20 protein-coding genes are annotated in these 18,949 nt (G+C 71.5%); 10 read left to right on the forward strand and 10 right to left on the reverse strand.

The window, feature by feature from the left end:
* The coding region (locus AOQ53_RS08355) for an SCO2322 family protein (protein WP_059416344.1) at window positions 1-445 on the reverse strand (445 nt) is incomplete at its 3' end.
* Window positions 442-1,659: a prenyltransferase/squalene oxidase repeat-containing protein gene (locus AOQ53_RS08360; protein ID WP_059416345.1), complete on the reverse strand. Its 1,218-nt coding sequence runs from the start codon at window positions 1,657-1,659 to the stop codon at window positions 442-444. The genes AOQ53_RS08360 and AOQ53_RS08355, both read right to left, overlap by 4 nt.
* Window positions 1,660-1,956: 297 nt before the next feature.
* Here AOQ53_RS08360 and AOQ53_RS08365 point away from each other — a divergent pair, with 297 nt between their 5' ends.
* Both AOQ53_RS08365 and AOQ53_RS08370 read left to right on the forward strand, forming a co-directional pair.
* Complete coding sequence (locus AOQ53_RS08365; protein WP_059416346.1) at window positions 1,957-2,634, forward strand: phosphotransferase; 678 nt, start codon at window positions 1,957-1,959, stop codon at window positions 2,632-2,634.
* Between the two features lie 45 nt (window positions 2,635-2,679).
* Window positions 2,680-3,495, forward strand: coding sequence for an SAM-dependent methyltransferase (locus tag AOQ53_RS08370; protein ID WP_059416347.1), 816 nt, complete (start codon window positions 2,680-2,682; stop codon window positions 3,493-3,495).
* Between the two features lie 4 nt (window positions 3,496-3,499).
* Here the strand turns inward: AOQ53_RS08370 and AOQ53_RS08375 are convergent, their stop codons facing one another.
* From AOQ53_RS08375 to AOQ53_RS08385, 3 genes are all read right to left on the reverse strand, one after another.
* A complete protein-coding gene (locus tag AOQ53_RS08375; RefSeq protein WP_059416348.1) occupies window positions 3,500-4,405 on the reverse strand; it encodes a DUF5753 domain-containing protein in 906 nt (301 codons plus the stop codon).
* A 91-nt stretch (window positions 4,406-4,496) separates the two neighbouring features.
* Window positions 4,497-4,952: a nuclear transport factor 2 family protein gene (locus tag AOQ53_RS08380; RefSeq protein WP_059416349.1), complete on the reverse strand. Its 456-nt coding sequence runs from the start codon at window positions 4,950-4,952 to the stop codon at window positions 4,497-4,499.
* A 63-nt stretch (window positions 4,953-5,015) separates the two neighbouring features.
* Window positions 5,016-6,068 (reverse strand): MBL fold metallo-hydrolase, encoded by a 1,053-nt coding sequence (locus tag AOQ53_RS08385; protein ID WP_059416350.1) that lies wholly within the window; start codon window positions 6,066-6,068, stop codon window positions 5,016-5,018.
* 86 nt (window positions 6,069-6,154) lie between these two features.
* Between AOQ53_RS08385 and AOQ53_RS08390 the strand changes: the two genes are divergently transcribed.
* Window positions 6,155-7,606, forward strand: coding sequence for an aldehyde dehydrogenase (locus tag AOQ53_RS08390; RefSeq protein WP_059416351.1), 1,452 nt, complete (start codon window positions 6,155-6,157; stop codon window positions 7,604-7,606).
* Window positions 7,607-7,608: 2 nt separating this feature from the next.
* Entirely contained in the window at window positions 7,609-7,842 is a 234-nt protein-coding gene (locus AOQ53_RS08395) for a ferredoxin (RefSeq protein ID WP_059416352.1), read from the forward strand.
* A gap of 98 nt (window positions 7,843-7,940) precedes the next feature.
* Here the strand turns inward: AOQ53_RS08395 and AOQ53_RS08400 are convergent, their stop codons facing one another.
* Together AOQ53_RS08400 and AOQ53_RS08405 are read right to left on the reverse strand one after the other, a co-directional pair.
* Window positions 7,941-8,261 carry a GYD domain-containing protein gene (locus tag AOQ53_RS08400; protein WP_059416353.1) on the reverse strand — a complete coding sequence of 107 codons (321 nt, stop codon included), beginning with the start codon at window positions 8,259-8,261 and terminating at the stop codon, window positions 7,941-7,943.
* A 371-nt stretch (window positions 8,262-8,632) separates the two neighbouring features.
* A complete protein-coding gene (locus AOQ53_RS08405; RefSeq protein WP_059416354.1) occupies window positions 8,633-9,295 on the reverse strand; it encodes a TetR family transcriptional regulator in 663 nt (220 codons plus the stop codon).
* Between the two features lie 211 nt (window positions 9,296-9,506).
* On the opposite strand from AOQ53_RS08405, the gene AOQ53_RS08410 reads away from it, so the two are divergent.
* Genes AOQ53_RS08410 through AOQ53_RS08420 form a run of 3 tightly spaced genes read left to right on the forward strand, consistent with a single transcriptional unit; the run spans window position 9,507 to window position 12,813 of the window.
* The gene (locus tag AOQ53_RS08410; RefSeq protein ID WP_059416355.1) at window positions 9,507-11,003 is read left to right on the forward strand and encodes a glycosyltransferase family 4 protein; all 1,497 of its coding nucleotides are present in this window, start codon (window positions 9,507-9,509) and stop codon (window positions 11,001-11,003) included.
* Window positions 10,997-11,746 carry a class I SAM-dependent methyltransferase gene (locus tag AOQ53_RS08415; protein WP_020275921.1) on the forward strand — a complete coding sequence of 250 codons (750 nt, stop codon included), beginning with the start codon at window positions 10,997-10,999 and terminating at the stop codon, window positions 11,744-11,746. The genes AOQ53_RS08410 and AOQ53_RS08415 overlap by 7 nt, the downstream gene beginning before the upstream one ends.
* Window positions 11,743-12,813, forward strand: coding sequence for a prenyltransferase/squalene oxidase repeat-containing protein (locus tag AOQ53_RS08420; protein WP_059416356.1), 1,071 nt, complete (start codon window positions 11,743-11,745; stop codon window positions 12,811-12,813). Before AOQ53_RS08415 ends, AOQ53_RS08420 begins: the two co-directional genes overlap by 4 nt.
* A gap of 51 nt (window positions 12,814-12,864) precedes the next feature.
* On the opposite strand, the gene AOQ53_RS08425 is transcribed toward AOQ53_RS08420, so the two are convergent.
* Window positions 12,865-13,158 carry a hypothetical protein gene (locus AOQ53_RS08425; protein ID WP_059416357.1) on the reverse strand — a complete coding sequence of 98 codons (294 nt, stop codon included), beginning with the start codon at window positions 13,156-13,158 and terminating at the stop codon, window positions 12,865-12,867.
* A gap of 315 nt (window positions 13,159-13,473) precedes the next feature.
* Here AOQ53_RS08425 and AOQ53_RS08430 point away from each other — a divergent pair, with 315 nt between their 5' ends.
* The 3 genes from AOQ53_RS08430 to AOQ53_RS08440 are packed head-to-tail and all read left to right on the forward strand — an operon-like array spanning window position 13,474 to window position 16,911.
* Window positions 13,474-14,607, forward strand: a complete 1,134-nt coding sequence (locus AOQ53_RS08430) for a hypothetical protein (RefSeq protein WP_236711623.1) — start codon at window positions 13,474-13,476, stop codon at window positions 14,605-14,607.
* Window positions 14,604-16,175 (forward strand): vWA domain-containing protein, encoded by a 1,572-nt coding sequence (locus tag AOQ53_RS08435; protein ID WP_059416358.1) that lies wholly within the window; start codon window positions 14,604-14,606, stop codon window positions 16,173-16,175. Before AOQ53_RS08430 ends, AOQ53_RS08435 begins: the two co-directional genes overlap by 4 nt.
* Window positions 16,162-16,911: a hypothetical protein gene (locus AOQ53_RS08440; protein WP_148640303.1), complete on the forward strand. Its 750-nt coding sequence runs from the start codon at window positions 16,162-16,164 to the stop codon at window positions 16,909-16,911. The genes AOQ53_RS08435 and AOQ53_RS08440 overlap by 14 nt, the downstream gene beginning before the upstream one ends.
* A gap of 10 nt (window positions 16,912-16,921) precedes the next feature.
* Here AOQ53_RS08440 and AOQ53_RS08445 read toward each other — a convergent pair whose 3' ends face one another.
* Together AOQ53_RS08445 and AOQ53_RS08450 are read right to left on the reverse strand one after the other, a co-directional pair.
* Window positions 16,922-17,935 (reverse strand): LLM class F420-dependent oxidoreductase, encoded by a 1,014-nt coding sequence (locus tag AOQ53_RS08445; RefSeq protein ID WP_059416360.1) that lies wholly within the window; start codon window positions 17,933-17,935, stop codon window positions 16,922-16,924.
* 97 nt (window positions 17,936-18,032) lie between these two features.
* Window positions 18,033-18,878, reverse strand: coding sequence for a hypothetical protein (locus AOQ53_RS08450; RefSeq protein WP_059416361.1), 846 nt, complete (start codon window positions 18,876-18,878; stop codon window positions 18,033-18,035).
* Between the last annotated feature and the right edge of the window lie 71 nt (window positions 18,879-18,949).

Genomic DNA, 18,949 nt, shown 5'->3' on the forward strand with positions numbered 1-18,949 from the left:
ACAGGGCGTTCGTGTCGTAGCGCAACGGCTTGGCCACCCTCGCCAGGGCCTCTGCTGTCGTCGCGTCGGAGGACACCTGTGCGCAGGCCGTTCGAGGCGCGGGTGGCGTTTCGCCGGAGGGCGCGTCCGTCGTCGTGCCGAAGTCGAGTAGCAGGGCCACCCGCTTCTTGCCGTCCTGCGCGGGCGTCTTCGCACAGATCGTCTTGAAGTCGGCCGTGCCGCGGGGGCGGGCGGCGTCGGAGGAGTCCTCGCTCACCGCGAAGCGGAAGCCCTGGACGTCGCCGTCCGAGGGGCGGGCCGTGGACGGGCCCTGGGTGGCGTAGACCCAGTCGTCGCCGTCGCGGTCCCAGAACGACCAGTACCGGTACCCGGCGGCCTGGGCCTGGCCCGCTCCCGCGCACAGCAGGAGCAAGGCCAGGAGAAGGAGAACGGCCCGGCGGATCACAGCTGCTGCCTGTTCCTGCGGCCGCTGAAGAGGAAGCCGATGCCGACACCGGCGACGAGGCAGACACCGACGTACCACCAGACGCCGAAGAGGCCCGAGTCCGAGTCGCTCTTCTCGTCCGCCGCTCGGGTCTTCTCGGCGGTCTGCGGGGCCGGGCCCGTCGCGTTCAGCTGCTTCACCAGGTCGGCGCCGCCGAAGTCGCGCGGGTTCGTGCCCGTCGCGTGGGCGGCGAAGATCAGCTGGGCGTAGGCGGCCGGACCGTTCTGGGCGGCCCAGGTCGCGGAGTTCTTCTCCAGCCAGCGCAGCGACTTCTCCGCCTGGCCGGTGTCGCCCCGCGCGGCGAGCGCGACGACCGCGTCGGCGGTGTTGCCGTAGTCGGGCTGGGGATCCGCGCCGGCGAGGGCCGAGGTGAGGTGGCCGTCCTTGGCGAGAGCCTTGGTGAGGTAGGCGGCTCCGTTGGCCGCCGCCCGCTCCGGCGTGTTCGGGTCCTCGCAGGATTCGCCCTTCGTGGCCTTGGTCTTCTCGCCGGGCTTGACCAGCATGCCCTTGCCCAATGTGCCCAGCACACCCGCCGCCGTGGCGTCCGCGTTGGCGGCGAGCTTGCCCTTCTCGTCCGGCTGGAACGCGAAGGCACCCGCGCCGTCGCCGTCACAGCCGAGGGCCAGCTTCAGCAGCGCGTCGTAGGGCGACTTGCCGCCCTTCTCGACCTGTTCCGGCTTCTCGCCGACGGCGGTCAGCGCGCCGATGACGACGGACGTGGAGTTGGTGTCGCTGGCGCCGCCGGGTGTGTAACCCCAGCCGCCGTCCTTGTTCTGGACGGACTTCAGCCAGGTGACGGCCTTGCCGGTGACGGCGTCGTGCCCGCCGAGGGCGGTGAGGGTCTGTACGGCGGCGGCCGTCTGGTTCGTGTCGACCATGGTCTTGGCGTCGCACGCGGTGGTGGGATCGGCGCGGTACGGGGCGAAGGAACCGTCCGCGCACTGCTGGCGCACCAGCCACTCCACGGACTTCGCCGCGGGCTTCACACCCACCGTGTCCTGCGCGAGCAGGGCGAGCGACTGGCGCCAGACGCCGTCGAACTTCGGGTCCTTGCCGCCGTACAGGGCGGAGGGGAACGCCTGGGACGGAGAAGGGGACGGGTCGGCGGCGGCCGGTGGGGCGGCGCCGACCACGGCGACGGCGGCCAGGACCGTGGCGCTGCGGCGGACGTTCATGATCGGCGGGTGCCTCTCCCTGTGGGGGAGCCGGGCAGCACGGGGCACCCCCGGCGGCTCGGCTCCGTATACCTCGACGGTGCCGTGCACCGGCGGGCTGCCGGGGCACGTGAGCCGGTCACGAACCGTACGGGGCGATCCGGCTCACCGCCTCGGCGGACGGGCGGTTCACGGTTGCGGGTCAGCGCCGGAATTGCACCGGCTTCCCCCCGTACGGGTGTGATGACGACCTGCTTACTGTACCCGCACGTCCAAAACGGGCTGAGGGTGCCGGGTGGGCCGGGATAGCTTCGGCCCATGCCGACCACGCCACCGGGAAGACTGCTCGGCTCGGGCCGCCGCGCCGACGTGTACGAGATCGACGAGGCGTGGGTGCTGCGGCGTGAGCGGGAGGGCGGGGGAGACGCGGCGGGCGAGGGTGCGGTGATGGAGCACGTGCACACCCACGGCTACCCGGTGCCCCGGGTCCGCCCGTCCGGCTCGCGCACGGATCTGGTGATGGAACGGCTCTCCGGCCCGACCATGCTCCAGGCCTGCCTGGCGGGCACGCTGGACGTGACGGAGGCGGGCTCGATCCTCGCCCGGCTGCTGCGCCACCTGCACGCCATCCCCGCCCTGCGCTCCGCCGACCCGGCGGTCCGGGTGCTCCACCTCGATCTGCACCCGGAGAACGTGATCCTCACGCCCGACGGCCCTCGCGTCATCGACTGGGCGAACACGGAGGAGGGCGACCCGGCCCTGGACTGGGCGGCTTCCGCCGTGATCCTCGCCCAGGCCGCCGTCGCCGGCGATCCCCTCGCCACCCCGGCCCGCACCATGCTGACCGCCCTCCTGGCCGGCCCGTCCCGCCTCACCCGGCCCGCCCTGACAAAGGCCCTGCGCCGTCGGTCCGCCAACCCGACGATGAGCGGGACGGAAGTCGAACTGCTGGGCTCGGCCGAGGAGTTGATCCTGTCTCAGGGGCGAACTCGCTGACAATCAAGCTAACGTGGGCCTCCACGACCACACGCAGGAGCGTCCATGACTGATCAGGTGCGGAACTCCGGGCAGGAGCCGCTCCCCAAGATCGACACCTCCGTGCCGCACTCGGCCCGGATCTGGAACTACTGGCTGGGCGGGAAGGACAACTACGAAGTCGACCGCGTGGCCGGTGACGCGTTCCGCGAGATCTTCCCGGGTATCGAGACCGGAGCCCGCGCCGCCCGCTACTTCCTCGCCCGCGCCGTCCGCCACCTCGCCGCCGAGGAGGGCATCCGCCAGTTCCTGGACATCGGCACCGGGCTGCCCAACGTGGACAACACCCACCAGATCGCCCAGCGGGTGGCCCCGGACAGCCGGATCGTCTACGTCGACAACGATCCGCTGGTGCTGGCCCACGCCCGTGCGCTGCTCACCAGTACCCAGGAGGGCGTCACCAACTACGTCGACGCCGACCTGCGCGAGCCGGGCACGATCATCCGGGAAGCCGGGAAGACGCTGGACCTCGACCAGCCCGTCGCCCTCATGCTGATGGGCATCCTGGGCCACATCGAGGACGACGACGAGGCACGCTCGATCGTGCGGCGGTTGGTGGACGCCCTGCCTTCCGGCAGCTACCTCGTCCAGTACGACAGCACCGACACCAGCGAGGACTACGTCCGGGCCATCCAGCAGTACAACGACGGCGGTTCGATCCCGTACATCCTGCGCAGCCCCGAGCAGATCGCCCGCTACTTCGACGGTCTGGAACTGCTCGAACCGGGCGTCACGTCCTGCTCGCGCTGGCGTCCCGACGCCGCGGCCCTGGATCTCCCCGCGGAGGTGCACCAGTACGGCGGTGTCGCCCTGAAACGCTGACCGCTCAGGTCTCCTGGAGGATGCGGTGGAGGATGGTCGGAGTCTCGTCCGGTGGCTCGGCTTCGACCACCAGCCGGTTCATCGCGTCCCAGTAGCACTCGATCTCGGCCGGCCGGTCGGGATAGAGCGCGGTGGTGAGCTGTTCGAGGTAGACCATGTCGGGCAAATCGCCGCCGGGCAGGCGCAGGATCGTCACCGGGCCGCCCTCCGCGGCGTGGCCGCCGCTGCGGAACGTCAGGATCTGGATCGTGACCTGCGGGAGCCCGCAGATCTCGATGAGATGCCTGAGCTGGGCGCGCATGACGGCGAGGCCGCCCACCGGGCGACGCAGCGCCGCCTCGTCGATCACCGCCCACAGCCGGGTCGCCGGCTGCCGGTGCAGGATCCGCTGGCGGGTCATCCGCAGCGCGACCCGGCGGTCGATCTCCTCCACGCCGGCGTCCGGGTGGGCGAGCCGGATGGAGGCCCGTGCGTAGTCGGCGGTCTGGAGCAGTCCGGGAACGCGCTGGACCTTGAAGCAGCGGATGACGCTCGCCGCCTGTTCCGCGCCCAGGTAGGTCTGCATCCAGGTGGGCACCACGTCGCTGTAGTACTGCCACCAGGCGGGGGTGTTGGCCTGCTCGGCCAGCGCCAGCAGGGTCGCGCGCTCGGCCTCGTCCGTGACGCCGTAGAGCGTGAGCAGATCGGCGACGTCGCGCAGCTTGAACCCGTGCCGGCCGGCCTCCATCCGGCTGATCTTGGACGAGGAGGCCCGGATGACATGCCCCGCGTCCGCCCGGCCGATGCTCCGCTCCTCGCGCAGCCGCCTGAGCCGGGCGCCCAGGGCCAGCCGCGGCACCATCGGCCCGGCCGATCTGCCGTCCAGGGCTCCGCAGCCGGGCGTCGTACGAGCGGCCTCTTCGGTGCCCATGGGCATGTCTCCTTGCCAGGGAATGCAACTCCGCGCGCCTGTGAGCGCTGCGGCATATTCATCCTAGGGCCCCGCCGTGACGCCATCCGGCTTATGCCAAAGGCGAGTTCGCCCGCGGGGTGGCTCCGCCGAAGGGAAGGTGCAGCGTCCGGGAGGCGAGCAGCCAGGCGCCGCCGGCCCTGCGGAACGTGTCCTCGTAGTGCCCGACCTGGACCGGCGGCCCGGCCGGGATGACGCCGCCCTCGTAGCCGTCGACGCGGTACGTCGTGAAGTACGAGATCGCCTGGGCCGCGCCCGAGGAGACCACCGTGACCAGGACGTTGGACATCAGGCGGCGGGACAGCCGGCCGGCGGGGCGGGAGCCGAAGTAGGTGCGCAGGGCGTCCCGGCCCTTGATCAGCCGATCGCCCTCCGGCCACTGCCAGACGCCGTCCTCGGTGAACAACTCGGCCACGGACGAGGGTTCGCCCAGATCGAGGCGGTGGACGAAGTCGAGGATCAGGCGCTCGCAGGCGCGTTCGGCGAGGAGGCGTTCCATGGGGTCCATGGGGCTTTCGTAGCACCCTGGCAGGCCGGCCGGCGGCGGAATCACACTGTTGTCGCGCCGCCTTTACACCGCCACGTACGTCACGGGGTCGCTCCCCGGCACCGCCTCCGCCCGGCCCGCCTTGACCAGGCGGCGCAGATGGGACTCGGCCTCCGAGACGGCGATGGTGCGGGAGCCGTGGGGGATGTCGGCCCAGGGGCGGTTCCACTCCATGCGCTCGGCCAGCTGCCAGGGGGTGAGCGGCTCGGCGAGGAGGGCCAGCAGGTCCGTGAGGCGGGTCTCGTGGTGGGCGAGCAGCTCGCGTACGCGGGCGGCGGCGTCGGGGAAGGGGTGCTGGTGGGCCGGGAGCACCTCGGCGGGGGCGAGGCGGCCCACGCGCTCGAGGGAGTCGAGGTAGTCGCCCAAGGGGTCGGTGACGGTGGTGTCGTCGGGGTCCTCGTACAGGCCGATGTGCGGGGTGATCTCGGGCAGCAGGTGGTCGCCGGAGAACAGGCGGCCGTGGCCGGGGAGTCGCGCGGGGTGGGTCTCCTCCAGGTGGAGGCAGACGTGGCCCGGGGTGTGTCCAGGGGTCCAGATCGCGCGCAGGCGGCGGCCGGGGAGGTCGAGGAGTTCGCCGGGGACGATGTCGCGGTCGGGCAGGGCGGGGGAGAGGCCGGGCAGGGCGCGGGGCCGGGCCGCGCGCAGCGGGGCGATGTGCTCCTGAGGCGCTCCGGCGGCGGCGAGCTTGCCTGCCATGTACGAGAACCAGCGCTCGGGGCGGGCCGCCCGGGTCCGCCGTACGACCGCGGTGTCCGCCGCGTGCATCGCGATCCACGCGCCCGAGGCCTCGCGGACCCGGCCGGACAGGCCGTGGTGGTCCGGGTGGTGGTGGGTGACGACCACCCCGTGGATCTCGGCGGCCGAGGTGCCACAGGCGGTGAGGCCGGACGCGAGCGTGTCCCAGGACGCCGGGTCGTCCCAGCCGGTGTCGATCAGTACCGGGCCCCGGCCGGTGTCGACGACGTACACCAGCGTGTGGCCGAGGGGGTTGTCCGGGATGGGCACGCGGACGGACCGGACGCCTCCGCCGTGGTCGTACACCGCCGGTACGGGCTCGCGGTCCTGGCTGTTCTTCATCCGCCCTCCGTTCCACGGCCATTGCCCACTATAACGAGAACTGGTATCAGTTCCTGAAACACCGTCAGATGTGAAGGCAGTCGGCCATGACCGAGCTCGTGGAACACGGACAGCTGTTCGTCGGCGGGGAGTTGACCGACCCCCTGGGTACGGACGTCATCGAGGTGATCTCGCCGCACACGGAAGAGGTCATCGGGCGCGTCCCGCACGCCTCGACGGCGGATGTGGACCGGGCCGTGGGGGTGGCCCGGCGGGCCTTCGACGAGGGACCCTGGCCGCGCATGAGCCTCGACGAGCGGATCGAGGTCGTGAGCAGGATCAAGGACGGGATCGCCGCCCGGCACGACGAGCTCGCCCGCGTGATCTCCGCCCAGAACGGCTCGCCGTACTCCTGGAGCGTCCTCGCCCAGGCCCTGGGCGCCGTCATGGTCTGGGACTCGGCGATCACCGTCGCGCGGAACTTCACGTACGAGGAGCGGCGCGACGGCGTCCTCGGCCGCATCCTCGTCCGGCGTGAGCCCGTCGGGGTCGTCGCCGCCGTCGCCCCCTGGAACGTGCCGCAGTTCGTCGCCGCCGCCAAGCTCGCCCCCGCCCTGCTCACCGGCTGCACGGCGGTGCTCAAGCCCTCGCCCGAGTCGCCGCTGGACGCGTACCCGCTCGGCGAGATCGCGCAGGAGGCCGGGCTGCCGGAGGGCGTGCTGTCGATCCTGCCCGCGGACCGGGAGGTGAGCGAGTACCTGGTCGGGCACCCTGGCATCGACAAGGTGTCCTTCACCGGATCGGTCGCGGCCGGCAAGCGCGTGATGGAGGTGGCGGCCCGCAACCTCACGCGCGTGACGCTCGAACTGGGCGGCAAGTCGGCGGCCGTCGTCCTGCCCGACGCGGACGTCGGGACGGCCGTGGCGGGCATCGCCCCCGCGGCCTGGATGAACAACGGACAGGCCTGCGTCGCCCAGACCCGCATCCTCCTCCCGCGCTCCCGTTACGACGAGTTCGCCGACGCCCTGGCCGCCGCGGCGGGCGCGCTGACGGTCGGGGACCCGCTGGACCCCGCCACCCAGGTGGGCCCGCTGGTGGCGAGGCGGCAGCAGCGGCGCAACCTCGACTACATCCGCATCGGTCAGGAGGAGGGCGCCAAGATCCTCACCGGCGGCGGACGCCCGGCCGGCCTCGACCGCGGCTGGTACGTCGAGCCGACCCTCTTCGGCGACGTCGACAACTCCATGCGCATCGCCCGCGAGGAGATCTTCGGCCCGGTGATCTGCCTGCTGCCCTACGACGACGAGTCCGACGCCGTGAAGATCGCCAACGACTCCGACTACGGACTGAGCGGCAGCGTGTGGACGGCGGACGTCGAGCACGGCATCGAGATCGCCCGGCAGGTCCGTACCGGCACGTACTCGGTCAACACCTTCAGCCTGGACATGCTGGGCCCCTTCGGCGGCTACAAGAACTCGGGCCTGGGGCGGGAGTTCGGGCCCGAGGGGTACGGCGAGTACCTGGAGCACAAGATGATCCACCTCCCGGCGGACGCGTAGCGATGGGTGACCGCTGGCACGTCGAGGTCGACCGCTCCCTGTGCATCGGCTCCGCCCAGTGCCTCCACCACGCGCCGGACGGCTTCCGCCTGGACTCCGCCCGGCAGTCCCATCCGGTCGACCCGGACACGGACGCGAACGAGCGGGTGCTGGAGGCGGCGGAGAGCTGTCCGGTGGAGGCGATCACGATCACGCTGGGGGACAACGGGGAGCCGGTGTTCCCGCCGGAGGAGTAGGGCAGCCGCCGCCCCGGAGGCCGTGAGGCGGCGGTGGGGCGGCGGCCGGATCCGGGGTGTCGTCGGACGACGGCGGGGCGGCCCGGTCCGGGGGCCCGTCAGGCGCCGGGAGCCCGGTAGTCCACCCGCTGCCGGACGGCCTCGTCGACCTCTTCGGCCGACAGCAGGACGACCGTGCTCGTGCGGACCCCGCCGACCGCCGAGACGACCATGCCCAAGGCCGCGGCGGAGGTGTTGCCCGGCAGCTCCGCCGTGACGTAGACGTCGTCGTCGCCGAAGGCCCAGTACATCGTCTCGACCCGGCCCCCGAGGCCCTCGATCATGCGCCCGACGACGTCACGCCGCGCGCTCCCGCCTTCCTTGAGCAGACCCTTCAGCCCGTCCGGGGTCAGCTTCACCTTGAAGAGGTACTTCGGCATGGGGTTGCCCTTTCACTTCCGCCCGATAAGTCACTTTGACTCCTCATGTTCCTTCCGGAACGGGGTTTCGTCGCGGTGACCGGGGTCTCAAGTGGGGTCGTACGGGCTACTCAGGACATTTAGGTAAAAAATCCCGCAGAGGGCTTTTCTTGGCGGACAGAAGTTCTAACCTGGAATCAGGCCTACGGGACGAGTGAGGGAGTCCGACCGGAGTAGCCGACTCTGGCAGGAAGCTTCGGCTTCCGCTGGTGCCGACTGCGACGGTAGGGCTGAGAGGCCGGAAGGTCGCAGGGCCGAGAGGCCAGGCGGCTGGAAGGCGACCCCCAGAACCTGATCCGGACCATACCGGCGAAGGGAACCCGTCTCGTAGGTCATTCGTGTGCGTCCGGCGCGGTCACGTCGATCAGGCGGCACACCGTCTCGATGTCGATCTTGACTTGGGCGATGGAGGCGCGCCCCGACAGCCAGGTGATGAGGGCCGAGTGCCAGGTGTGCTCGATGACCCGGACCGCCGACAGCTGCTCCGGAGTGGGGTGTTCCAGCCCCATCGCGTCCAGGATGATCGCCGTCGTCTGCCGCGAGACCTGGTCGACTTCCGGGCTCACACTGCGGTCGGCGAAGGTGAGGGCGCGGACCATCGCGTCGGCCAGATGCGGCTCGCGCTGGAGGGCCCGGAAGGCCCGCATCAGCGTCTCCGCGACCCGCTCGGCCGCCGTCTCGCCCTGCGGGGGCTTCTTCCGCAGGGTGCCGTGCATGTGCTCCAGCTGGTCCTGCATCGTGGCGACCAGCAGATGGATCTTGGACGGGAAGTAGCGGTACAGGGTGCCGAGCGCCACCTGTGAGGACTCCGCGACCTCGCGCATCTGCACGGCGTCGAAACCGCCCCGGCTGGCCAGCTGCGCGCTCGCGTGCAGGATGCGGCGACGGCGGGCCTCCTGCCGCTCCGTCAGGGGCGGGGAGGCGGGGGCTGTCACTCTGGCGTCCACCTTCGCCACCTTGTTCACCTTGGCGCTCACCTTGGCTTCCGCGGGCATGGGTCGGTCCCGTTCCGTGACCGTCCGTGAGGACGGGTGATCAGACAGCATGGCACGGCACCGGCCGTGGCGTGAATCACCTGATCCACTGGTCACAGCGCCCCTACCTGCCGGTAGATTCAGAGCCTCCGGACGATCAAGTCTGAAACTTGTTCTAGATTAGCGTCCCGGCGTAATCTCGCGGGACAGAGCAGGGAGAAGGGGGCCAGGAGTGACCGCTGAGGCCAGGGAGGCCGGGGCTCCGGAGGACCCCGCTGCCGACGGCTTGCGACCGCTCAACATCGCGCTCCTCACCTATAAAGGGAACCCGTTCTGCGGCGGCCAGGGCGTCTACGTCCGGCACCTCTCACGCGAACTGGCCCGCCTCGGCCACCGGGTCGAGGTCATCGGCGCACAGCCCTATCCCGTGCTCGACGAGGGCTACGACGGGCTGAGCCTCACCGAACTGCCCAGCCTCGACCTCTACCGCCAGCCGGATCCCTTCCGCACGCCGAAGCGTGACGAGTACCGCGACTGGATCGACGCCCTCGAAGTCGCGACCATGTGGACCGGCGGCTTCCCCGAACCACTGACGTTCTCGCTGCGCGCCCGCCGCCATCTGCGTGCCCGCCGCGGCGAGTTCGACGTCGTCCACGACAACCAGACGCTCGGGTACGGGTTGCTGGGAGACGTGGGCGCGCCCCTGGTGACCACGATCCACCACCCCATCACCGTCGACCGGCAGTTGGAGCTGGACGCGGCGCAGGGCTGGCAGCGGCGCTTCTCCGTGCGGCGCTGGTACGGCTTCACGCGCATGCAGAAGCGCGTCGCGCGGCGGCTGCCGTCCGTGCTCACCGTCTCCGGAACGTCGCAGCAGGAGATCATCGGCCACCTCGGCGTCCGCCAGGACCGCATCCACGTGGTCCACATCGGCGCCGACACCGACCTGTTCTCGCCGGACCCCTCGGTACCCGTCGTGCCGGGGCGGATCGTGACGACGTCCAGTGCCGACGTGCCGTTGAAGGGCCTGGTCCATCTCGTCGAGGCGCTCGCCAAGGTGCGCACCGAGCACGCCGCCGCCCACCTCGTCGTCGTCGGCAAGCGTCCGGCCGAGGGGCCCGTCGCCCAGGCGATGCAACGGTACGGCCTCGACGGCGCCGTCGAGTTCGTCAAGGGCATCTCCGACGCGGAACTCGTCGACCTCGTGCGCTCCGCCCAGGTCGCGTGCGTACCGTCGCTCTACGAGGGCTTCTCGCTGCCGGCCGCCGAGGCCATGGCGACCGGGACGCCCCTGCTCGCCACGACCGGCGGGGCGATCCCCGAGGTCGCCGGCCGGGACGGGGAGACCTGCCTGGCGGTGCCGCCGGGCGACTCGGAGGCACTGGCGGCCGGGCTGGGCCGGCTGCTGGGCGACGCCGGGCTCCGGGCACGGCTCGGCGCGGCCGGGCGGGAACGGGTACTGCGGCACTTCACGTGGGCCAGGGCCGCGGAGGGCACGGTGGCGCGGTACCGCGAGGCGATCGCCAGGTCCCAGGACGGCGAAACGGGCCGCTCGACAGCGCCCGACGACCGTTCCGTGGTGACGCCCCTGGCCTCCGGCCTTCCCGCAGCGGGCGTTGATCAGCCGGCGTCACCGGCCTCCGGGCGTTCCGCGGCTCCCGCAGGTGCTGTCCCCGCAGCCACCACAGATGTAGCAGGCGTCAACTCCGAAAGCAGGGCCACGTGCTGACCGTCGACTTCTCCCGGTTCCCGCTCGCCCCGGGCGACCGAGTCCTGGATCTCGGCTGCGGTGCCGGCCGGCACGCGTTCGAGTGCTACCGGCGCGGCGCGCAGGTCGTGGCGCTGGACCAGAACGCCGAGGAGATCCGCGAGGTCGCAAAGTGGTTCGCGGCGATGAAGGAGGCGGGCGAGGCCCCCGAGGGCGCCACCGCCACGGCCATGGAGGGCGACGCCCTCGCACTGCCCTTCCCCGACGAGTCCTTCGACGTCGTGATCATCTCCGAGGTGATGGAGCACATCCCGGACGACAAGGGCGTCCTCGCGGAGATGGTGCGCGTGCTGAAGCCCGGCGGGCGCATCGCCGTCACCGTCCCGCGCTACGGCCCCGAGAAGGTCTGCTGGACCCTGTCCGACGCCTACCACGAGGTCGAGGGCGGCCACATCCGCATCTACAAGGCGGACGAACTGCTGGAGAAGATCCGCGAGGCCGGTCTGGAGCCGTACGGCACCCACCACGCCCACGCGCTGCACTCCCCGTACTGGTGGCTGAAGTGCGCGTTCGGCGTCGACAACGACAAGGCGCTGCCCGTGCGGGCGTACCACAAGCTGCTGGTCTGGGACATCATGAAGAAACCGCTGGCCACCCGGGTCGCGGAGCAGGCGCTGAACCCACTGATCGGCAAGAGCTTCGTGGCGTACGCGACCAAGCCGCACCTGCCGCGTCTTTCCGGCACCGGGGCGGACGCCCAGTGACGACTCCCCGGACGGAACATCTGGTCCTGCCCGGGGTCCTCACCGCCGGGCAGGCCGCCGCGACCGTCGCCGGCATCCTCTCCGTGCAGCGCGAGGACGGCGCGATCCCGTGGTTCCGGGGACACCACCTCGACCCGTGGGACCACGTCGAGGCGGCGATGGCCCTCGACGCGGCCGGTCAACACGAGGCCGCCGAACGGGCCTACCTGTGGCTGGCCCGGCACCAGAACGAGGACGGCTCCTGGTACGCGGCCTATGCGGACGGAGACTTCGCCGAGGTCACCGACCGGGGCCGGGAGACCAACTTCGTCGCCTACATAGCCGTCGGCGTCTGGCACCACTACCTCTCCACCGGCGACGACACGTTCCTGGAGCGGATGTGGCCGGCGGTGTACGCGGCGGTGGAGTTCGTGCTGCGTTTGCAGCAGCCGGGCGGGCAGATCGGCTGGCGGCGCGACGACGACGGCACGGACACGGCGGACGCCCTGCTCACGGGCAGCTCCTCCATCCACCACGCGCTGCGGTGCGCACTGGCGATCGCCGAGCAGCGGGAAGAGGCGCAGCCGGACTGGGAGTTGGCGGCGGGCGCGCTGCGGCACGCGATACGCCGGCATCCGGAGCGGTTCCTCGACAAGAACCGTTACTCGATGGACTGGTACTACCCCGTGCTCGGCGGCGCCCTGACCGGTGCCGAGGCCAAGGCCCGCATCGAGGAGGACTGGGACCGCTTCGTCGTCCCCGGGCTGGGGGTGCGCTGCGTGGTCCCCAACCCGTGGGTGACGGGCGGCGAGTCCGCCGAACTGGCGCTGGCGCTCTGGGCGATGGGGGAATCGGACCGCGCGCTGGAGATCCTCCAGTCGATCCAGCACCTGCGCGATCCGGAGACCGGTCTGTACTGGACGGGGTACGTCTTCGAGGACAAGGCGATCTGGCCGCTGGAGCTGACCACGTGGACGGCCGGATCGCTGCTGCTGGCCGTCGCCGCGCTGGGGGGCCATGAGGCCACGTGCCGGGTTTTCGGCGGCGAGGGCCTGCCGCTGGGGCTGGAGTCGGACTGCTGCGCCTGAGGGCTCGGGGAGCGGAGCCGCATATCGGCACGGCCCCGCGCCCCTGAGGCGTCAGTGCCGGTGTGCGCGATTGGCGATCGCGTGGCCCACGAACAGGTAGACCACCGCTGCCAGGCCGTAGCCGGCGACCACTCGGGCCCAGGCCTCGTCGAACGTGAAGAGGTCGTGGGACCAACCCGCCAGCCAGCGGGCCGCGTCATGGATGAACTGGACGAAGTCGTTCGCCCGGTTCGCGTCCAGCAGGTACATCAGAATCCACAGACCCAGGATGAGGGCCATGATGTCGGCGACGACCGCGATGATCGTGCCGGCCTGATTCGCACCGTTGCGATATCGAGGGGACATGCCAACCGGGTAGCCCGTGAGCCCTCGTTCAAACCCGGACCGGTGCGCCGCGCCCCACCGGCTTTCCGCCGTGAGCTTCCTCCCTGCGTTCAACCGACGTTCCCGGAAGGGCCGTTCGGGGTACATCCGCATCACTGACGATCCTGGCCCGGCACACGGGGAGAACGCAGGTGTCACGGGGGGAGAACGCAGGTGCCCGCGAACAGACCCGCTACCGAAGAGCCGCGGTTAACCGTCACCAGACGCCCGCGCCGACGCCTGCGCAGAGCGCTGGCGTGGGCGCTGCCCGTCCCGGTCATCGGGCTGGTCCTGCTCGTGAGTTCCGGGAACCTGCTGTTGCCGCTGCGGCAGGTGGTCACCATAGAGGCCAAGATGGCCTCGAAGCGGGACTTCTTCCAGGACCCCGTGGTCGAGCGGCTGCTCATGAAGCACGGCATCCGCGTGCACATCACCAACATGGGCTCGCGTGAGATCGCCAAGCAGGACTACGAGGGGTACGACGTCGTCTTCCCCTCCGGCCAGCCGGCCGCCGACCTGATCAGCCGGGAGCGCGCCCGGGCGAACCGTCCGGTGCTGCTGTACCGCCCGTTCGTCAGCCCCATCGTGCTGGCCACCTACCGGGACTACGCCGAGGTGCTCAGGGTCGAAGGCGTCGCGAAGCGCCTGCCGGGTTCGGGCGGCCGGCCGATGTACTACACCCTCGACATGCGGAAGTTCCTCGATCTCGCGCACGGCAAGAGGACGCTCGGTAAGAACAGGGTGATCCAGCGCGACTCCAAGGGCGGCTACCGCTGGGACGAGATCGACCGCAAGGACCGCGTCCGCAACGGCAACAAGATCCTCGCCCAGACCTCGGACATCTGCGAGTCCAACTCCGCCGGCACCTACCTCGGCCTCGTGGCCTTCGTCGAGCACGGGAACGACGCGCCGGACAACGGGGCCGAGGCCGAGCAACTCGCCCGGAAGATCAAGCCGCTCCTCGTCGAGCAAGGACTGCCGTCCTCCGAACGGGCCGAAACGTATCTGTCCCCCGACGGGCCGAGCATCGCCCCGATCTCGGTGATCTACGAGCACCAGTTCCTCGCCCACCAGATCGGGCGCCAGGCCGAGAAGGGCGCGACCGACGACGAGCGCGTCCTGCTCTACCCGTCCACACGCTTCGTCACCGAACCCCAGCTCGTCGCGCTGACCGGCGACGGCGCCCGGCTCGGCGAACTGATCAGCACGGACCCCGAACTCCAGCACCGCGCCATGGAGCTGGGCTTCCGGGCCCGCAACGCCACCAGCGGCGCGACCAGCGACGAGCTCACCCGGTTCCTCGCCGAGCGGCAGATCCCGGTGCCCACCACCTCCTCCGACGACACCCGGGCGGTCCTGCCCAGCCTGCCCCTGCTGGAGAAGATGATCGAGATCGTCGGAGACTGCCCGGACCGGACGGGCAACCGGTGAGGCGCGGCACGGGCCTGCTGGCGCTCTGCCTGGCGCTCGTCACCACCCTGCTCACCGCCTGCTCGGGCGACGGCGGCGACGACACGGTCCGGCTGCGCGTGCTCGCCAGTCCCGACCTCGCCGTACTGGCCCCGCTGCTGGGAGAGTTGAAGGACGACACCGGCGTCGACCTGCGCCTGGACCACCGGACCGACGCCGAGACGAAGACCCCGGACCGCGACAGGTACGACCTCGCGTGGCTGTCGTCCGACCGCTATCTGCGCCTCACCGACAAGAGCGCGACCCGGGAGTGGCAGCGCACGTCCACCATGACCTCCCCCGTCGTCATCGGCCTGAAGCCGGACGTGGCACGGAAGCTGCGCGCCCAGGTGCCCGGATCCCGGCTGACCTGGGCGGACATCGCGGACGCCGCCGCCACGGGCACCGTCCGCTTCGGCATGGCCGACCCCCGGCACGCCGGCAGCGGGCTCGCCGCCCTCGTCGGCGTCGCCACCGCCGCGGCCGGCACCGGAGCCGCCCTGCGCCCCGAGGACGTCTCCTGCGACCGGCTGCGCGGCTTCCGCTCCGGCCAGACCCTCACCGCCGACACCGGCCCCGCCCTCGTCGACTCCTACGTCGATCACCAGGACGAGGCCAACGCCCTCATCACGTACGAGTCCGATCTGCTCGCCCTCAACGCCACCGACCGCCTCGACGAACGCCTGGAGGTCGTGCGCCCCGAAGACGGCATGGTCCTGGCGGACTTCCCGCTGCTCCTGCTGAACCCGGCCCACCGCACCGCGTACGACAAGGTCACGCAGTGGCTGCGGCGCGACTCGGTGCAGCGGCAGATCATGCGGCACACCCTGCGCCGCCCCGTGAACACGGCAGTCACCCGGGACGCGCGGCTGCGCGAACCGGTCGGCAACGCGCTCTTCTACCCCGACCGGCCCGCCGTCGTCGAAACCCTGTTGGCGGACTACGGTGACCCCGACCGCCGCACCACGAGCCAGGTGGTCTTCCTGCTCGACTTCTCCGGCTCGATGCGCGGCGCCCGGATGGCCGCCCTGCGGGAGGCCTTCGCCGGACTCAGCGGCGCGGACCTCTCCGCCTCCGGCAAGTTCACCCGCTTCTACCGGGGCGAGCGGCTGACCGTCGTCCGGTTCGGCGGCCGGGTGCTGGAGGAGAAGACCGTCACCGTCACCGGCCCCAGGGATCTGACCGCCCTCGCCGGCACCGTCGCCCGGGGCGGCTACGGCGACGCCACCGCCGTGTGGTCCGCCCTCGACCACGGCTACCGCACCGCCGCCCGGGAACTGGCCGCCGACCCCGACCCCGACCGCTCCGTCTCACTCGTCCTGATGACGGACGGCGAGAACAACGCGGGCTTGTCCTATGCCGAGTTCGTACGCCGCCACCGGGCGTTGCCCGCCGCCGTGCGCGCCGCCGTCCACACCTACCCCGTCCACTTCGGCGAGGCCGACGCAGGCGAACTACGGCGCGCGGCGACGAGGACGGGCGGACGGATGGTGGACGCCGCCGGCTCGTCCCTTTCCGAGGCATTCAAGGAGATCCGTGGCTGTCACTGACGCACTGTGGTGGAGCCTTTGGTGGCCGTGGATGACGGTCTGGCTGGTGACGGCCGCCGGCGTGCTGGTGCTCGCGGTGGTCCTGGTACGCCATGCCCGGGAGCGGCGCAGGCACATGAGGCGCTGGCAGTCGGCGTACAGCATCTGCCTGTACCTGGACGAGCAGGCGGTGATGGACCTGTACGAGCTCGGCAACTACCGGTCCGCGCTGGAGGAGGCCGTCGAGCTGCGAACGAAGGTCGACACGAGTGTCGGCTTCTGGAACCGGGTACTGACGTGGATCTTCCGGTTCCGGCTGAAGCGGGACGTCAGCCAGGAGACGTTCCGCAAGTTCGTGCGCAAGGACAAACCGATCAACGTGATCGGCGTGGTCATGGAGGCCTTCGACCGGGCCGACGCCATCGTCCACGCCGACCTGACCACCCTGACCGTCGTCCCGAACCGGAACCTCGCCGACAACCTGGCCGACGGCCGTGCGGTGCCCCTGAGCCGCATCGGCGAATTCGTCTCGGTCAAAGGCGTCTTCACCCGCGTGCCGGACGTGGCGGAGGGATTCGAGCTGCGGGCCGAGTACGGCGAGGAGCAACCCCCGGTGTACATGCGCGTCGTAGCCCCCGGGAACGCGCGCCGCTCGATCCCGGCCGGCACATTCACGGCCCGCTGCCTCGGCAAGATGACCGGCTGGCGCGAGGACACCCGCGAGGTGACGCTGGAGGCGATCGCGATCTTCTGGTGACCACCGCCGCTCAGCGGGAGGTGAGCTCGGCGAGCACGCGCAGGGTGTGCGGGTCGGGTGCGAGGGCGAGGAGGTCGGTCACCGGACCCTTGCGCCACAACTCCAGCCGCTCCGCGATGCGTTCGCGCGGCCCGACCAGGGAGATCTCGTCGGCGAAGGCGTCCGGCACGGCGAGGACCGCCTCCTTGCGGCGGCCGGACAGGAACAACTCCTGGATGCGGTGGGCCTCCTCCTCGTACCCCATGCGGGCCATGAGATCGGCGTGGAAGTTGCGGGCCGCGTGCCCCATGCCGCCGATGTAGAAGCCGAGCATGGCCTTGACGGGCAACAGGCCCTCGGCGACGTCGGCGCAGACCCGGGCCTGGGCCAGGGGCGCGACGAGGAAGTTCTCGGGGAGTTCGCGCACGGCCGGGCCGTAGACCTCCGGCCGGGTCGGCGACCAGTACAGCGGCAGCCAGCCGTCGGCTATCCGGGTCGTCTGTGCGACGTTCTTCGGCCCCTCCGCGCCGAGCAGGATCGGCAGGCCGGGGCGCAGGGGGTGGGTGATGGGCTTGAGCGGCTTGCCGAGGCCGGTGGCGTCGGGGCCCCGGTAGGGGTGGGAGTGGAAGCGGCCGGCCAGCTCCACCGGAGCCTCCCGCCGCAGCACCTGCCGTACGACGTCGACGTACTCGCGGGTGGCGGTGAGCGGCGAGGAGGGGAACGGGCGGCCGTACCAGCCCTCGACGACCTGCGGGCCGGACAGTCCGAGGCCCAGCATCATGCGGCCCCCGGAGAGGTGGTCGAGGGTCAGCGCGTGCATCGCGGTCGTGGTCGGCGGGCGGGCCGCCATCTGCGCGACCGCCGTGCCCAGCCGGATGCGGGAGGTGTGCGCCGCGATCCAGGCGAGCGGCGTGAAGACGTCCGAGCCCCACGACTCCGCCGTCCACACGGAGTCGTAACCGAGGCGCTCGGCCTCCTGCGCGAGCGGCACGTGGTCGGGGGAGGGGCCGCGGCCCCAGTAGCCGAGGGCGAGACCGAGCCGCATGCCTGCCTCCTGACGGTGTGTCAGCTGACGGGGGCGACGACTGTACGGCAACGGCCCCCCACCCGGAAGGGCGAGGGGCCGTACGTCGTTCAGGGGCTCAGCCGCGCTGGATGCCCGACGTGTCCTGGAGGACGCCGCGGCGGCCGTCCTGCGTCTGGGCGACCAGGGCCGCGCCGCGCTGCTCGACGGCCAGGTACCAGGTGCCCGGCGCGAGTTCGGCGATCGGCGTCGGCGAACCGTCCTCGGCGAACAGCGGCCGCGGCACCGGCACCGCGAACCAGAACGGCGAGAAGTCCCCGGCCGGGGGCTGCGGTGCCTGGGCCTGCTGGGGCTGCGGCTGACCGCCGTAGGGCTGACCAGGCTGCCCGGGCCCGGGCTGTCCCGGCTGGGGCTGGCCGTAGCCACCCGGCTGCTGGGCGCCGGGGTAGCCGTAGCCGCCGGGGGGCTGGGCGCCGTAGGGCTGCGGGGCGGCGGGGCGGGGAGCCGGGAGGAGGGCGCCCTTGAGGACCGGGACGAGAGGCGTGGCGAGGGCGGCGGCGGCCAGGAGCAGCGTGGCGACGAGGGCGAGGGTCAGGCCGAGGCCGGCGCCGGGACCGTCGGAGGTGCTGCCCTCGAAGTTGTCGGCTCCGCCGGCCGGGTCGAAGATGTTGCCCAGCGCGCTCCACGCGGCGAACACCGTGAGGGCGACGCCGAACTGGCCCAGGTCGAGACCCGCGATCTTCGGGACCTGCGGCAGACTGCGGGTGACGATGACGAGCGCGGCGCCGATGATCCCCGCCAGAACGACACTGAGCACGACCGGCCCGCTTGCCCACAGACTGGGGAGGTCGGCGCTGTCAGGGACGCCGTCGAGCGAGTAGAGGTCGAGGAACGACGCGATGAAGAGCAACACCGCTGCTCCGATCACCACGCCGTCGCCTCGAGTGAGGGAGCGGATATTCACTTCAGGTCCTTCGTAGGTCGTCTCGTCGTCGGTAGAGGCGTCGCTGTCACCATGCCGTCGTCGGGCCCCGG

The sequence above is a fragment of the Streptomyces azureus genome (assembly GCF_001270025.1).
GTDB lineage: Bacteria > Actinomycetota > Actinomycetes > Streptomycetales > Streptomycetaceae > Streptomyces > Streptomyces azureus.